Below are 16,950 nucleotides of genomic sequence, written 5' to 3'. Positions count from 1 at the left end.
GATACATCAGTTTATTTTAAGGTTTTGTTAACGTTATACGTTTTTTGAAATCGTAATTTTGAAAATAACTAAAACTAAAAACCAATTAGAATGAAAAAAATTATATTATCCTTATTTGTTGCGGCATGTACACTTACTTCAAATGCACAAATTAAAACACCAGCACCTAGTCCTTCTCAAAAAATAGAACAAACAGTAGGATTAACAGATGTTACTTTAGAATACTCTAGACCAGGAATGAGAGGTAGAACTATTTTTGGAGATTTGGTACCTTTTAATGAAGTTTGGAGAACTGGAGCAAACTCAAATACAAAAATTACTTTTTCTACAGATGTTACCATTGATGGTAAAGAGTTAAAAAAAGGGACATATGCTTTATACACAAAACCAGGAAAAGAATCTTGGGATGTAATTTTTTATGCTGATGCAACAAACTGGGGAAATCCAAAAAACTGGGATGACACTAAAGTGGCTTTACAAGCAAAAGCAGCGGTACAAACGATGCCTGTGAAAATTGAAACTTTTACCATGATGTTTGATGATCTAACAAATAGTTCTGCTGTTTTAGGTATTTTATGGGAAAACACGTATGTTGGTTTAAAGTTTGAAACACCAACAGAGGCAATGGTTGCCAAACAAATTAACGCCGTTATGAGTGGTCCTTCTGCAAACGATTATTACGCATCTGCTTCTTATTATTTAGAAGCTGGAAAAGATATTAAAAAAGCACAAACTTGGATTGACAAGGCTGTAGAAATGAGTTCTGACGATCCAAAATTCTATTTTTTACGCAAACAATCTTTAATTCATGCTAAAGCAGGAGACAAAAAAGGCGCAATTAAAGCCGCTAAAGAGTCTTTAAAATATGCTGAAAAAGCAGGAAATGCAGGTTATGTAAAAATGAACAAAGCCTCTTTAAAGGAATGGGGAGCAATGTAAATTGTAATCCTTTTTAAAAATATAAAAATCTCAAGCCGAAAGCTTGAGATTTTTTTGTTTCTGTATTATTTTCATCTAATTTCGCTGTTTACTGATACTTAAAAAATACATCAAAAGTGAAACTTAAAAGGAGAAGAAAATTAGTATCATATTCTAGTATACTAGACCAACCTATAAAATTTAATCCATTTGTTGTTAATCGTACTTTTTTACTTTGGGCACTGCTTGGTTTAATTGGTGGAGTTATTGCAGGAGCTTATTGGATTGTATTAGAATTTTTAATTCATAAAATTGCTTTTTTTGATGGTTGGTTGGTAATACCAACCATGGCTATTTGTGGTTTATTGGCAGGTTACATTATTCATTTTATTGGCGATCCTGGGGAAATTCATTTAATTGTAGATAATATTCGTTTTAATAAAGGAAAGCTAGACCCAAAGAACAATCCATCAATGATACTTTCGTCTTTGCTTTGTGTTGCTTCTGGAGGAAGTTTAGGCCCTGAAGCTCCTTTAGTACAAATAACAGGATCTACAGGTACTTGGTTAGGTAAAATATTTCGATTAAAAGGAGAAGAATTACGCTCTTTAAGTATTGCAGGTATGGCATCTGGTTTTACCGCCTTATTTGGCGCCCCATTAGGTGGAAGTTTATTTTCTTTAGAAATATTACATCACAAACATGCCGTAGAATATTATAAAGCCATTATACCTGCATTAGTAGCGAGTTGTTTTAGTTATATTGTATTTGCGCTAATTATTCATTTAGGATTAGGAGCAACTTGGAGTTTACCCACTTATGAGTATTCTGGTACTTTTGATTTTGGAATTGCTGTTTTATTAGCAATCGTAGCAACAATGGTAGGTTGGCTATTTATTTATTGTACAAAATTTTTAAAATCTCTTTTTAAAAAAATCAATACTCCTATTTACATTAAAACCTTACTAGGCGGAATAGTACTTGGTGTAATTTCTTATTACTTTCCTTTAACAAGGTATTTTGGGCACGAAGAAATTAACGCTTTATTAAATAATGATTTTTCTATTAACACTTTATTTTTAATCCTAATTTTTAAGCTTCTAGCTATTTCTGTTACTGTAACTTCTGGCTGGCGAGGTGGTTTTATTATTCCTTTATTTTTTATAGGGACTACACTTGGTTTAATTATACATCATTTTTTTCCGGCTATAAATGTTTCTTTAGCAATCATTAGCTGTATGGCAGCTATAAATGCCTGTGTAACAAGAACACCAATGAGCACCACCATTTTACTAGCAACACTAACAGGTTTTTCTTATTTTATCCCTATTTTATTTGCGAGTTTAACAGGTTATTTTTTAGCTCCTAAAACAGCCTTTATTGGTTCTCAAATGGATAAATAAAAAATAATTATAAATACTTATTTCTCTAAATGTTCTTCAATATCAGCAATATGATGCTGTAAAGCTTGCGTAGAAATCTGTATTTCTTTTATCAACAGAGAAAGAGAAATAATTAGTAAAATTAAGGCTAAACCAAATACCCAAACTGCCATTGTGTTTAAATGTACATAGATTAAAAACATAGTTACCACACAAAACAACAAACTAGATATTCCGAATATTTGCATCCATCTTGTTAGGTTTAGACGTAATTTTAAATTCTTAATTTGTCTTAGTAAAGAATGGTCTTGTCTTTCTAAATAAATATCATGTAAATTTCTAATTACAGCTGCATACGCTAAAAATCGATTTGTATATGCTAACATAATTAAAGAGATTGCAGAAAATAAAACGGCGGGTGTTGTTAATGTTAATTCTTCCATATAGGTATCAAATTTAAGGAATAATCAGCGGCAAGTAAAGGAAATAATTTTTAATTTTAATCGCTTAGATATCTAAAATCAAGTATTTCGAATACCCAACAAAAACATTACATTTGCCACATGCGAATAGATATTATTTCAGTTGCCCCAGATTTATTAGAGAGTCCGTTTAATCACTCAATTATTAAACGTGCAAAAGACAAAGGTTTGGCAGAAATTAAAATTCACGATTTACGTGAATATGGTTTGGGAAATTACAAACAAATAGACGACACCCAATTTGGTGGTGGTGCTGGTATGGTTATGATGATTGAGCCTATTGCAAATTGCATTAAAAAACTACAATCAGAGAGAACGTATGATGAAGTTATTTATATGACTCCAGATGCCAAAACACTAAACCAATCTACTGCAAATACACTCTCTTTAAAAGAAAACATATTAATTTTAACGGGGCATTATAAAGGTGTAGATCAAAGAATTCGTGATAAATATATTACCAAAGAAATTTCTATTGGAGATTATGTTTTAACAGGAGGCGAACTAGCGGCAGCCGTTTTAGTAGATGCTGTTGTACGGTTAATACCTGGCGTTATTGGCGATGAACAATCTGCACTTACAGATTCTTTTCAGGATAACTTATTATCTCCGCCTGTATACACAAGACCCTCTGAATTTGAAGGAATGAAGGTGCCAGAAATATTGTTATCTGGTAATTTTCCTAAAATTGATGATTGGAGAAGCGACCAAGCCTACAAAAGAACAGAAGAAATTAGACCCGATTTATTAGACGACGAAACCTCTTAGTGGTTTTTAAGTATAAATTTAAGAACCAATACTTTGAATAAAATAAAAACACTCATAACAAACAATAAAGCCATTTCTTGGGTTTTAGGTTTTCAAATCTTTAGATTGCTATTACTCCCATTTATGGGGTTAATGCCACAAGACGCTTATTACTATTTATACGGACAAAACTTATCGCTTTCTTATTTTGATCATCCAGGAATGATTGGATACATTTTAAGAATTTTTACAGAAATTTTTGGACACTCTATTTTTACCATAAAATTTGCAGATTTTGTAATTACATCATTAACTATATTCAGTTTTTATAAACTGGCTTCTTATTTTTTATCAAAACAAAAACTGCAAAGAGCCATTGTTTTATTAGCCTCAACCATTTTTGTTTCCATTTTATCTTTTAATTCTACTCCAGACGTTCCGTTATTATTATTCTGGACACTGAGTTTAATTTGTTTATACAAAGCAATATTTGAAGAAAAAAAGTGGTTTTGGATTTTAGGCGGAATTGCAATGGGACTGGCATTCGACAGTAAATACACTGCATTATTACTACAAATAGGACTAATTGCCTTTCTAGTATTTTCTAACAAATACAGAAAACTATTACTATCTCCTTGGGTTTGGATTTCTTTAATTATTTCTGCTGCTGTTACATTTCCGGTTTGGTATTGGAACTACCAAAATGACTTTGCATCATTTATGTTTCAATCATCAGACAGAACAAATTCTATTTCAGAATTTAAAATATCTCCTAAAAACTTCTTTGGCGCTATTGGTCATCAAATGTTTTTATTAGTACCTGTTTTATTTTTAGTCTTTATTACGTTTACCTATAAATATATAAAAAGAGCCTTATTAAAATTTAAAATTCCTACCGCTAAAACATTATTTTTATTAGCGTTTTTTATCCCAACTTTTGTTGGATTTTTTAGCCTTACTCCTATTTATTGGGTAAAACTAAATTGGATGATGCCTTCTTATATTACAGGAATCATTTTAGCGGGTATGTTTATCAACAAGAAATTATTAAAAATTCAAGTTGTTATTTCAATCGTTTTTCATGTACTTTTTAGCTTGCAAATTTTATTTTATTTAGTACCTATTAAAAGTGATGATACTTGGGTTGGATGGAAAGAATTGGCTTTAGAAACCAAAAAACTACAAGAAACACATCCAAATACGTTTGTTTTTTCTGATGATAATTATAAAACATCTGCTTGTTTAAACTTTTTTATGGACGAAAAAGTGTATGCACAAAACATTATCGGTTTACCTGCCTTACATTTTGATTATTTAGGAGATGATTTATCAACTTTAAACACTAAAAACGCTTTATTTATAGATTCAGACAAGCGTTTTAAAAACAGTAATAAAAAAGGCGATTATTCTACTTTATTAGATAATTATTTCGAAAAAGTAACAGAATTAACACCAATCATTATTAAAATTAACGGAAAAGAATCTCGTAAATTCTGGGTGTTTTATTGCGAAAATTACCAACCTAATCCCTTATCAACAGATAAATAAAAACATATTTTACTGTTTCTTTATTTCTAAGAATTGGTATGGTTTCTATTAATTTAAACTGATTGTATTTTTTACTATAAACTTTTGCAGGGTTTCTAAAGTTTCTGCTGTCTGTTATATACAAAACTTTATGATTTGTTAATGCTCTATTTTGACTATTAATCCAATAATATTTATGAATTTTAGTCAATGCTCCTACTCCATATACTAACATATTATTAGGTTTTGCTATATAATAATCTATATGTGCAGCAGGATACCATTGATCGGAAATTATTGGTAAATTGGTTAAATTATGAGCCTGTAAAACTTTTGTTACTTTTTTAGAAGCTTGTTGCCAACCATACAAATCCATTAACGCATCTTTTCTTCCTAAAATTTCTTTTGTTTCTGTAATTTGAACTGGTAAAACCCATCCATTATTAATTTCTAAAGCAACACCACTTAACAAAATCATTAAAAAAGCACAACCTATTATTAAATTTCTTCGAATATTTTTATTTGTGGATATATATACTGCCAATAACGGTAGTAAGGTTAAATAGGATACACTAGACCAGTGCGGTAACGTATCTCTAGATAAAGATAAGTAAATAGTTGTTGCCATTAACGGAATAGAAAACAACAAAAAGAAACGTACTATTTTTTTATCAAAAAAGAAATTTTTCTTAATAAAAGCAACAATCATTAAAATAATAGTTACAAAAATATATGGATTGTTATAGATAATTTGCCCAACAATTTCTCTAAGAAATGAAGCTTGACGGAACTTTAAATTAAAAAAAGAAACTCTTTCATTATGGAATTTGTAACTTATAAAATCATTTTGATAATTCCAATAAACAATAAGTCCAACTGCTACAAAAGGAAAAATAAAAGCAACATAAAATTGCCATTTAAGCAACCACTTTCTATTAAAAAACAATACATACAAACCAACACCTAACAATAAATAAATTGCTTGGTATTTAGAGTAGATAGCTAAACCAATACATAAAAACCCTAAAAATAGTTTTAGCAAATTCTCTTTTTTAGGTTGATATGGAACTACCTGAATCAGAAAATAAAAAGCCAACAACCAAAACAAAACCATGGGTGCATCGGGTAAAATAAATGTTCCAGAAATAATTAATCCATAAATACTAATATTATAAAGTAAAACACTTAAAAGACCTACAAAATCATTTTTTAGATACCTTCCTATCAAAAAAACAACATACATAGCAATACTTGTAGGTAAAATTGCAGCTAACCGAATGGCTAATTCTGAATCGAAATATAAATTCGCTGTAAAAAACTGAATAAAAAAACCAACCATACTCGGATGATCAAAATGACTTAAATCTGGGTATTTTGCATACAACCAGTAATACACCTCGTCGTTACCAAACTCTAACTGACTAGCCCAAAAGAGCCTAAAAATGGTGCTTATTATTATTACAAAAAAAGCAGTTTTTTTATAAGGTATGTGCATTAAACAATATTTTTGTGCTCTTTAAAAATTGCCATACTAACAATCCCTATTAAAATACCTATAAAAGAACCTACAAAAATATCAATCAAAAAATGTTGCGATAAATAAACTCTAGATAAACTCGCTATAATTGCTAAAGAAATCCATATATATTGCGATTTACATTTTGAGAAATACAAACATAAAATTGTAAAAATTGCAAAAGCAGTTGTAGTATGACCAGACGGAAAAGAGTTCATCATTGCCATTTTTACTCCCTCAATTAAATGTAAACTTTCTTCTCCCAAAGCACCTACTGGTCTTAATATTCCTTTAAATAATATCTTTTTAAAAAGATGTGTAATTAATAAAGTTAAAACACCACTTACAAGAAACACATAAGTCATTTTTCTTTTGATAAAAAAGAAGACAACGCCTAAAATAGCAAATAGAACTCCATCTCCTAAAAAAGTACTATATTTAAAAAGTAGATCAAAAAAAGAAGAATGAAATTGATTAATTTTTAAATGCAATGTAAATTTATTAAAAAGCAATACAAAAGTTAATAGCAATAAGAAAAACAAGCTATAAATAATAACTATTTCTTGTTTGATATCTAACAAAATTATAGACAGATTATCTTTTACTTTTAAAAAATTTCTTAATACTTTTTTACTTCTTTTTTTATTTAATCGTCTATTTAGAGTAATTACTTGTTCCATATTATATTGGTTAGTTGATGCCTCAAAACTATTTTACCTATATAACAATAACATTAATATATCTTTAAGCCTATATAAACGATTAGAAGACAATTATTTGAAAGACAATGTTTTCTTAATTTTAAGCGAATAAAAATTAATATAAAATAAATCTAATTTTAAGTTTTCAAATAAAAAAAATATTATAAATTTGCAACCGCTAAATTAACCTCTGACGAAGAAATCGTGAATGTTGCTTTACAAAACCAATTAAATTAAAAGATATGGAATCTTTAGTAAAATTTGTACAAGACGAATTTGTAACAAGAAAAGAATTTGCAGAATTTGCAGCAGGTGATACAATCACTGTTTATTACGAAATTAAAGAGGGAGAAAAAGTACGTACTCAGTTTTTTAGAGGTGTAGTTATTCAAAGAAGAGGAGTTGCAGCTTCTGAAACATTTACAATCAGAAAAATGTCTGGTACTGTAGGTGTAGAAAGAATTTTCCCTGTAAACTTACCTTCTATTCAAAAAATTGAAGTTAACAAAAGAGGTAAAGTACGTAGAGCTCGTATTTTCTACTTTAGAGGTCTTACTGGTAAAAAAGCTAGAATTACTGAAAAAAGAAGATAATCTCTTTTACATAAAAGTATTTAAAAAGCGTTGTGAGAAATCACAACGCTTTTTTAGTTAACAAATGTTTACAACTAAAGTTTATAACATGTTAACAACAAATATGTTATAAAAACATATATCCATTATAAAAATAATATATTTATAGTATAATTTATAATTAATTAAACCTATTGATATATAAATACCAATAAAAAGATTACATATAAATTATATAAAGTAACGTTCTTTATACCTGTTAATTTAAAAACATAACCAAAATTTCCTTTTATTAAAAAATAAAACTGAAACTAAAAATTACTGATTGTCTAAATAATTAGCAATTTAAAAAAGGTTTAATTTTTAAGATTAACAACAGAAACATTAATAAAAATTCTAAAAAAGTAAAATGCTTGATTAAAATTAAGGATGTTTCAAAAACCAGAAATAGTAGTAAGTAATTTCTTTATTAAAAAAGAAATATAAAAGGTAACTTTTATTTGATATTGTAGTAATACAAACAGTACAAAAACACTATTTTTAAGAAGCCATATCACCACAAGAGATTGTATGATATGGCTTTTATTTTAAAATACACTAACATTCACATCAATACTCATAATTTATTATTAAAAACACATAAAAACAACCTAATTAATAATAATTAATCAACAAAAGTGTCGCTTTTAATTCATAAATTTGTTCCACTTTTTTACGAAAAGCATTTCGTACAAAAAAAATAATATCTAAAATAATATCTCAAAATGAGTAAAATAGCAAAAATTGTTTATACAAAAACTGATGAAGCTCCTGCTTTAGCAACACGCTCTTTCTTACCTATCGTAAAGGCTTTTACAAAATCTTCTAACATAGAAATAGAAGTAAAAGATATCTCTTTATCTTCGAGGATACTTGCCAATTTTTCAGCTTATTTAACCCCAGAGCAAAAAGTAGAAGATGCTTTAGCTTTTTTGGGTGACTATGCTAAGAACCCAGAGGCAAATATTATTAAATTACCAAATATTAGTGCTTCTGTACCTCAGTTAAAAGAAGCTATCTCTGAATTACAAGAAAAAGGATTTGCGCTTCCAGATTACCCTGAAGAAATTAAAACAGATGATGATAAAGCTGTTTTGGCTTTATATAACAAGGTAAAAGGTTCTGCTGTAAACCCTGTTTTACGTGAAGGTAACTCAGACAGAAGAGCACCAAAAGCAATAAAGAATTATGCTCGTAAAAATCCTCATTCTATGGGGGCTTGGTCTGCAGATTCTAAAACGCATGTTGCAACAATGACAGAAGGAGATTTTGCTAATAACGAAAAATCTGTAACTGTAAAAAAAGCAACTTCAATAAGTATTGTACACATAGCTACAGATGGAACTAAAACCGTTTTAAAAGAAAAATTAGATCTTTTAGATGGTGAGATTATTGATGCTACTATAATGAGTAAAAAAGCATTAATTGCTTTTTTAGAAGAACAATATGAAGATTCTTTAGATAAAAATGTATTGTTTTCATTACATATGAAAGCAACGATGATGAAAGTTAGTGACCCAATTATTTTTGGTCATGCTGTTCGTGTTTATTTTGCTGATTTATTTAAAAAGCATGGAAAAACTTTTAAGAAAATTGGTGCAGATGTTAACAACGGTTTAGGGAACCTACTTTCTAAATTAAACGAGTTGCCTAAAGAAAAACGTGATGAAATTAGACAAGAAATAAGATATGCTATAGATCACGGACCTGAATTAGCCATGGTAAATTCTGATAAAGGAATTACTAATTTACACGTACCATCTGATGTAATTATAGATGCTTCTATGCCTGCTATGATTAGAACATCTGGTAGAATGTATAATTCTGATGGTAAATTACAAGACACAAAAGCAATTATACCAGATAGTGCCTATGCAGGTATTTACTCTGCAACTATAGATTTCTGTAAAAAACATGGTGCTTTTGATCCTACAACTATGGGAACAGTACCTAATGTTGGTTTAATGGCTCAAAAAGCAGAAGAATATGGTTCTCATGATAAAACTTTTGAAATTGCTTCTGACGGAAAAGTAGTAGCTATAGACGCTTCTGGAAAAACGCTTTTAGAACACACAGTTGAAGAAGGAGATATCTGGAGAATGTGTCAGGCAAAAGATTTACCAATTCAAGATTGGATTAAATTAGCCGTTACAAGAGCTAGAGCTTCTAATACTCCTGCAGTTTTCTGGTTAGATAAAAACAGAGCACATGATGCAGAAGTTATTAAAAAAGTAAAAAAATATTTACCAGAACATGATACTGATGGTTTAGATATTAGAATTTTATCGCCAATAAAAGCTACTGAATTTACTTGTGAAAGACTTATAAAAGGAGAAGACACTATTTCTGTTTCAGGTAATGTATTACGTGATTATTTAACAGATTTATTCCCTATTTTAGAAGTTGGTACTTCTGCCAAAATGTTATCTATTGTGCCTTTAATGAATGGTGGAGGATTGTTTGAAACAGGTGCTGGTGGTTCTGCCCCAAAACATGTACAACAATTCTTAGAAGAAAATCATTTACGTTGGGATTCTTTAGGTGAATTTTTAGCCTTAGCTGTTTCTTTAGAACATTTAGGAACCGCAAATAACAACTCTAAAGCTTTAGTGTTAGCAGAAACGTTAGATGATGCTACAGATAAGTTTTTAGTAAACGATAAATCTCCTTCTAGAAAAGTGGGTGAATTAGATAACAGAGGAAGCCATTTTTACTTAGCAATGTACTGGGCAGAAGGCTTAGCTAGTCAAGATAAAGATGCTGAATTAAAAGCTACTTTTTCTAAAATTGCGACAGAATTAAAAGCTAATGAAAACAGTATTGTTACAGAATTAAATGAAGTTCAAGGAAACGCTGTAGACATGGGTGGTTACTATTTACCTAGTGATAGTTTAGCAGACGCTGCAATGAGACCTAATTCTACTTTAAATATTATTTTAAATTCTATTTAGTTTTTAATAGAAAAACAATATATATTTTTAAAAAGTCGATGTTAAAAGCATCGACTTTTTTTTATTTATAATAGTAATACAAAAAACTTATTTACTTTACAGTATATTAAAGATTAGTATTGTATTTTTGTTTAAACTCTAAACTAAATCATTAAACAGAATGTTTCGTTTTAAAAAATTACTCTTTTTAGTATTCTTACTAAGCTTTACAGCCTTTAGTCAAGAAAAATATACAGTTAGTGGAACTATTTATGATGATAGTAATAATGAAACTTTAATAGGAGTTTCTATTTACTTTCCCGAATTAAACACAGGCACCACAACCAATGAATACGGATTCTATTCTGTAACTTTCCCCGAAGGCACTTACAAAGTACAAGTAAGTTACTTAGGCTATTCTACCCTTGTTGAAACTATCAATTTTAAAGAAAAGGGAACTAAAAACTTTAAATTAAAAGAAGAAGCAGAAAGTTTAGATGAAATAGTAATAGAAGGCAATGTAGAAAACCTTAATGTTAGAACGCCACAAATGAGTGTAAACAAACTAACCTCCGCAACCATAAAACAAATACCTGTTGTTTTAGGAGAAGCAGATATTATTAAATCTCTAATTCTATTACCTGGTGTTACAAGTGCTGGCGAAGGAGCTTCTGGCTTTAATGTTAGAGGTGGCGCTGCAGACCAAAATTTAATTTTATTAGATGAAGCCATTGTTTTTAATTCTTCTCACCTTTTTGGTTTTTTCTCTATTTTTAATCCAGATGTAATTAAAGATGTAAAATTATATAAAGGAGGAATTCCTGCAAAATACGGAGGAAGATTATCATCCGTATTAGATATTTATCAAAAAGAAGGAAACAGTAAAGAATTTAATGTTACAGGTGGTATTGGCTTGGTTTCCTCTAGATTATTAATAGAAGGTCCTATCAAAAAAGAAAAAATTTCATTCTTAGTAGGTGGTAGATCTTCTTATGCACATTTATTTTTACCGTTATTTGATAATGATAACACCGCTTATTTTTACGATTTAAATACAAAGGTAAATTACCGTATTAACGATAGAAATAGCCTTTTCTTTTCTGGATATTTTGGTAAAGACGTTTTTGGCATTAGTGATAACTTTGTAAATACCTACGGAAACAAAGTAGGTAACTTACGTTGGAATCACCTTTTTTCTGACAAGCTATTCTCTAACTTATCTTTAATTTATTCTGATTATTTCTACGGATTAACTTTAGACTTTGTTGGTTTCGAGTGGGATTCTGGTATAACTAATTACAACCTTAAATACGATTTTAAGCACTACCTTAACAATAAAATAAAACTAAGTTATGGTATTAACAATATCTACAACAAGTTTAATCCTGGAGAAATTATTCCTAACAGAGATGACTCCGGAATTGTGCCTGAAAAATTAATTGATAAATATGCCAACGAATTTGCCGCTTATATAGATGCAGAACACAAAATAAACGACAAACTGAGATTGCAATACGGAATTCGCTACAGCAACTTTACAAGATTGGGGCAAGATGAATTAAATATCTACACCAATGATGAAGCTGTAATTTATAATAACGAATTTAAAAAATATGAATCTGCAGAAGCAATTGGCACAGAATCGTTTAAAAGAAGTGATGTAATAAGTAGTTTTAACAACTTAGAACCAAGAGTTTCTATGTCTTACATTTTAGATGATAATACCTCTGTAAAAGCCAGTTATAATAGAATGGCACAGTACTTACACCTGTTATCTAACACGTCATCCCCTACTCCATTAGATGTTTGGACACCAAGTGGAAAATATATAAAACCTCAACTATTAGATCAATATGCTATTGGTTATTTTAAATCTTTAAAAGGAGGAGATTATTCAATAGAAACCGAAGTTTTCTATAAAGACATTCAAAATAGAATCGATTATATAAATGGTGCTAATTTAATTGCCAATAATGAAATTGAAACCGTAATTCTTAACGGAAAATCTAGAGCTTACGGTTTAGAACTTTTATTAAAAAAGAATTCTGGAAAACTAAATGGTTGGCTTGCCTACACCTTATCTAGGTCAGAGCAATTAACACAAGGTAGAACAGCAGATGAACCAGGAATTAACAGTGGTCAATGGTATAATACTCCCTATGATAAAACACACGATTTTTCTATAAATGCCAGTTACGAGCTAAATGAAAAATGGAAATTCAATACAAATTTTGTTTTTCAAACTGGGCAACCTACAAATTACCCCGTAGGTCAATACTCAATACAAGGTTTAAATGTACCTATTTATGATGATAATAGAAGAAATGCAGACAGATTACCTACGTATCATAGATTAGATGTTTCTGCTACATTGACTCCCGAAAAAAATAAAAATAGAAAATGGCAAGGAGAATGGGTATTTGGTATTTACAATCTATATGGTCGTCAAAATGCTGCTTCTATCAACTTTACTCAAAATAGAGAAACCTACAAAAACGAAGCCATACAAACTTCTATTTTCGGTCTAGTGCCTTCTGTTACTTATAATTTTAAATTTTAGATTGATGAAAAAGATATATATACTTTCTGTTTTAATGGTATTACTTTTTGCTAATTGTGAAAAAGTGGTAGATATTAACGTTCCTTCAATTGAACCGAAATTAATTATAGACGCTTCTTTTGATGTTTTATTTGATGAAAGCCCAGTTACCGCAAGTACTATTGTAAGGTTAAGTTTGTCTGCAGATTATTTTGATGAGGAAATACCTAAAGTTACCAATGCAATTGTCTTTGTAACAAACCTATCTAATAATACAGTAATTAATTTTTATGACAACAACTTAGATGGAAATTACAAACCATTATTTTCGTTTATTCCTGAGGATGACGTTCAGTATGAATTAACCGTAATTTATAATAATGAAACTTATAAAGGCAAAGCAACCAAGGTAAAATCAACTCCACTTACAAATGTTGTTCAGGGAGATGAAACCTTATTCTCTGGTGAAGAAACTGAATTAAAAGTAACTTTTAAAGATGAACCTATCGTAGAAAATTACTATTTATTTAATTTTGATAGAAGCTTATTTTTATCAATTGATGATCGTTTTTTTAATGGATCTGATTATAATTTTTCTTTTTTCTATCAAGAAGATGATATAGAATTACCAACCACCACAACCATTAAAATGTCTGGTATTACAAAAGATTATTATACGTATTTCGAAGTTTTAAGCAGTCAAAGTGGTCAAGGTGGCGGTGGCCCTTTTCAATCTATTCCCTCATCTCTTTTAGGAAATATGATTAATACAACGAATGAAACTAATTTCCCTTTAGGCTATTTTCACATTTCAGAAACAGATACTTATACCATAGACTTGGTTGAAAAAAACTAAAATTTAATTTTTAACGAGTCTATGCGTTAGGGATAGAAACGGCATCCTTTTTCTATCAGTTCGAGTGAATTTTGAAGAATGAAAAATTTGTATCGAGAACAGAAGAAAAAGATATAGTGTAAAGCCCGTTAAAACGCCCAAAAATAATTGAGTATAAACTAGAATTCTGTATTTTTGGACAATGACTTTTATAAGAACAACAGAGCAAGATTCTAACTACAATCATTTAGAAAAAATGACTGTAAAAGAATTATTAAGCAACATTAATAACGAAGATAAAACAGTGCCTTTTGCTGTAGAAAAGGCTTTACCACAAATTGAGGCTTTAACAGAACAACTTGTAATGAAGTTACAAGATGGCGGAAGATTGTTTTATTTAGGAGCTGGTACTTCTGGTAGATTAGGTGTTGTAGACGCCTCTGAATGTCCGCCAACTTTTGGCGTACCGCATGAACTTGTTGTGGGTATTATTGCAGGTGGAGATATTGCTATTAGAAAAGCCGTTGAATTTGCAGAAGATTCTACAAACCAAGGTTGGCTAGATTTGCAAAAACATAACATTACTAATAAAGATGTTGTTGTGGGTATTGCTGCATCGGGCACAACGCCGTATGTTATTGCAGCTTTAGAAGAATGTAATAAAAACAACATTACTACAGGTTGTATTGCTTGCAATAAAAATAGTCCTTTAGGGCAGGTTTCTCAATTTCCGGTAGAAGTTGTTGTGGGACCAGAATTTGTTACAGGAAGCTCTAGAATGAAAGCAGGAACAGCACAAAAGCTAGTTTTAAACATGCTTTCTACCGCTACAATGATTCAATTAGGAAAAATTAAAGGCAATAAAATGGTAGACATGCAGCTTTCTAATAAGAAATTAGTAGAAAGAGGTGAAAAAATGTTAGCTAAAGAATTAAATATCGACCTATCGGAAGCAAGTAAATTGTTAGCTGAATTTGGTAATGTTAGAAATGCTATTACAAACTATAAAAAATGAGTACTAATTTAAATTTATTAGGTAAAGGTTTAAAATACTTAGGTCTTTTAATTTTTCTTTTTATAGCCTCGCCAATAACACTAACTATGGGGTTTAAAGCTTTAAAAAAGTTTAACAATACCCCTCAAGAATATGTAGCTTACCTAATTCTTTTAGCAGCAGCTATTTTAATAATTTTTACTATTTACTTTGCTTTTAAAACTTTTAATATACTACTAAAAGCTATTTTTAATAATTAATGAGCGTACAAAATACCGACGGAATTATAGTAATACTATCTTACCCAGACACCATTGTAAGGCCCGCTTATTGGGAAACCTTAAGTAATTTTTGGCCAATGATTGGTATTGGCGGTAAACATGCGGTACAAGCGGGTCATGCTGCTTTATTACTGATTAAAAAAGGATGTTCTGAAATTAATTATTTTGATTTTGGACGCTATATTACCAGTTACGGAAATGGTAGAGTTCGGTCTAAAGAAATAGATCCGGATGTTGCCATTTCTATAGAAGCTAAATTTAAAGATGATAAGCTAAACAATCTTAAAGAAATTTTACTTTGGATAGAAAATCATCCAGAAAAAACACATGGTGATGGTAGATTAGTGGCTAGTATTCACACAGAAATTGATTTTACCAAGGCTTATAACTTTATCCATCAATTAATTAATCAAAAAGAAATTCCTTATGGTGCTTTTATAAAAAATGGCACCAATTGTGCACGCTTTGTAACGGATACTATTATTGCATCTTCAGCTAATAAAAAGATTAATAAGTTGTTAAAAAAGTCGAACTTATTTACGCCTAGCCCTATTGGAAATGTAATTAAAGGAAATACAAACAATAGTATTTACAACATCTACAAACAAGAAATTACAACGTACAAAAATAGGTCTATCGTTAAAGAATATAGAGCTTCCTTTTTTAATAAGTTTGAAGGAGAACCGAATTTAATTGGTACAGAATTACCAAATAAACAGGTGTTTGAGCTTAACAACGGAACTTGGTTAGGCGGAATTGGAAGTGGCGCTTGGTTTAAAATAGAAGCAAAAGTAAATACAGCTACTTATAAAATAGCGAGATATACTGCAGATGGAAAAAAAGATTTTGAAGGTGTTTTCTCTATTAATAAAACATGTTTTAATCCGTTAACAGCACATCAATTTATGCACCCTACAAATTGTAAAGAAGTTTTTATTCAACAAAAAGATAAAACATACCACTTAAAAAGATTTCATTAATTTTTTAAACACATACCTTTTTTAGGAGTAGTTGGGTTGTAACCAAAATCTGAATTTGGCAACTCAATACCTAATTGATAAATAAGGTAACCAATACTTGCATAATGATGTATTGCATGGCTTTGTGCTTGCATTAGTGCTGCTGCAAGACTATAATTAGCCGTTTCTTTACCCAAGCCCATATTGTCAGAAACTTTAATAATTGTATTAAAATCTTCTTGTTTTATTTTTTTAAGTTGATGAATTACAGATTCAAAATATTCGATTCCTACACGTGTTTCTTGTTCTGCGCATTCATTTCTTTCTCTTATAGAAAAATCGACACTTTTGGCGTCTAAACCTTTTAAAAGACAAGAAAAAACATCTAAAACATGACGCATATGGCAACCAATACTAGAATTGTAAGGTGCTACTGTTTTGTTTGAATATTGTTCGTCAGAAATATTTTTTAATAGTTGAATTCCTCTTTGTAAGTTTTGCTCAATCGCTTCAATCATAAATTATCTG

Annotated in this window: 15 protein-coding genes; 11 read left to right on the top strand and 4 right to left on the bottom strand. The window is 29.8% G+C overall.

Translation table 11 applies throughout. The annotated features are described in order from the left end of the window. Positions 1–90 precede the first annotated feature (90 nt). Together WG951_RS16340 and WG951_RS16335 are read left to right on the top strand one after the other, a co-directional pair. Positions 91–939 (top strand): DUF2911 domain-containing protein, encoded by an 849-nt coding sequence (locus WG951_RS16340; RefSeq protein ID WP_105048001.1) that lies wholly within the window; start codon positions 91–93, stop codon positions 937–939. Positions 940–1,055: 116 nt separating this feature from the next. Then, a complete protein-coding gene (locus WG951_RS16335) occupies positions 1,056–2,321 on the top strand; it encodes a chloride channel protein (RefSeq protein ID WP_105048000.1) in 1,266 nt (421 codons plus the stop codon). 17 nt (positions 2,322–2,338) lie between these two features. Here the strand turns inward: WG951_RS16335 and WG951_RS16330 are convergent, their stop codons facing one another. Then, the gene (locus WG951_RS16330) at positions 2,339–2,743 is read right to left on the bottom strand and encodes a DUF2721 domain-containing protein (protein ID WP_105047999.1); all 405 of its coding nucleotides are present in this window, start codon (positions 2,741–2,743) and stop codon (positions 2,339–2,341) included. Between the two features lie 120 nt (positions 2,744–2,863). Between WG951_RS16330 and trmD the strand changes: the two genes are divergently transcribed. After that, entirely contained in the window at positions 2,864–3,550 is a 687-nt protein-coding gene (trmD, locus tag WG951_RS16325; RefSeq protein WP_105047998.1) for a tRNA (guanosine(37)-N1)-methyltransferase TrmD, read from the top strand. A gap of 33 nt (positions 3,551–3,583) precedes the next feature. Further along, on the top strand, positions 3,584–5,077 hold the full coding sequence (locus tag WG951_RS16320) for a glycosyltransferase family 39 protein (protein WP_105047997.1): 1,494 nt from the start codon (positions 3,584–3,586) through the stop codon (positions 5,075–5,077). Here WG951_RS16320 and WG951_RS16315 read toward each other — a convergent pair. Next, positions 5,052–6,551, bottom strand: coding sequence for an ArnT family glycosyltransferase (locus tag WG951_RS16315; protein ID WP_105047996.1), 1,500 nt, complete (start codon positions 6,549–6,551; stop codon positions 5,052–5,054). The genes WG951_RS16320 and WG951_RS16315 overlap by 26 nt on opposite strands. Continuing rightward, complete coding sequence (locus WG951_RS16310) at positions 6,551–7,252, bottom strand: phosphatase PAP2 family protein (protein ID WP_105047995.1); 702 nt, start codon at positions 7,250–7,252, stop codon at positions 6,551–6,553. Before WG951_RS16310 ends, WG951_RS16315 begins: the two co-directional genes overlap by 1 nt. Before the next feature lie 263 nt (positions 7,253–7,515). On the opposite strand from WG951_RS16310, the gene rplS reads away from it, so the two are divergent. The 7 genes from rplS to WG951_RS16275 all read left to right on the top strand — a co-directional run bounded on the left by rplS (position 7,516) and on the right by WG951_RS16275 (position 16,443). Then, a complete protein-coding gene (gene rplS, locus WG951_RS16305; RefSeq protein WP_105047994.1) occupies positions 7,516–7,866 on the top strand; it encodes a 50S ribosomal protein L19 in 351 nt (116 codons plus the stop codon). A gap of 743 nt (positions 7,867–8,609) precedes the next feature. Then, positions 8,610–10,835, top strand: coding sequence for an NADP-dependent isocitrate dehydrogenase (locus WG951_RS16300; RefSeq protein ID WP_105047993.1), 2,226 nt, complete (start codon positions 8,610–8,612; stop codon positions 10,833–10,835). A 160-nt stretch (positions 10,836–10,995) separates the two neighbouring features. Then, positions 10,996–13,374, top strand: coding sequence for a TonB-dependent receptor (locus WG951_RS16295; protein ID WP_105047992.1), 2,379 nt, complete (start codon positions 10,996–10,998; stop codon positions 13,372–13,374). Between the two features lie 4 nt (positions 13,375–13,378). Beyond that, positions 13,379–14,209: a DUF4249 family protein gene (locus WG951_RS16290; protein WP_105047991.1), complete on the top strand. Its 831-nt coding sequence runs from the start codon at positions 13,379–13,381 to the stop codon at positions 14,207–14,209. 181 nt (positions 14,210–14,390) lie between these two features. Continuing rightward, positions 14,391–15,203 (top strand): N-acetylmuramic acid 6-phosphate etherase, encoded by an 813-nt coding sequence (murQ, locus tag WG951_RS16285; RefSeq protein ID WP_105047990.1) that lies wholly within the window; start codon positions 14,391–14,393, stop codon positions 15,201–15,203. Continuing rightward, on the top strand, positions 15,200–15,442 hold the full coding sequence (locus tag WG951_RS16280; RefSeq protein WP_105047989.1) for a DUF6095 family protein: 243 nt from the start codon (positions 15,200–15,202) through the stop codon (positions 15,440–15,442). The genes murQ and WG951_RS16280 overlap by 4 nt, the downstream gene beginning before the upstream one ends. Continuing rightward, positions 15,442–16,443: a DUF6695 family protein gene (locus WG951_RS16275; protein WP_105047988.1), complete on the top strand. Its 1,002-nt coding sequence runs from the start codon at positions 15,442–15,444 to the stop codon at positions 16,441–16,443. Before WG951_RS16280 ends, WG951_RS16275 begins: the two co-directional genes overlap by 1 nt. Here WG951_RS16275 and WG951_RS16270 read toward each other — a convergent pair. Continuing rightward, complete coding sequence (locus tag WG951_RS16270; RefSeq protein ID WP_105047987.1) at positions 16,440–16,940, bottom strand: DinB family protein; 501 nt, start codon at positions 16,938–16,940, stop codon at positions 16,440–16,442. The two genes, WG951_RS16275 and WG951_RS16270, sit on opposite strands and share 4 nt — an antisense overlap. Positions 16,941–16,950 lie beyond the last annotated feature (10 nt).

Origin of the sequence: Polaribacter butkevichii, assembly GCF_038024105.1 — a bacterium.
GTDB lineage: Bacteria > Bacteroidota > Bacteroidia > Flavobacteriales > Flavobacteriaceae > Polaribacter > Polaribacter butkevichii.
Note: the sequence above shows the minus strand (reverse complement) of the source record. Positions and strands in the feature narration are given on the sequence as shown.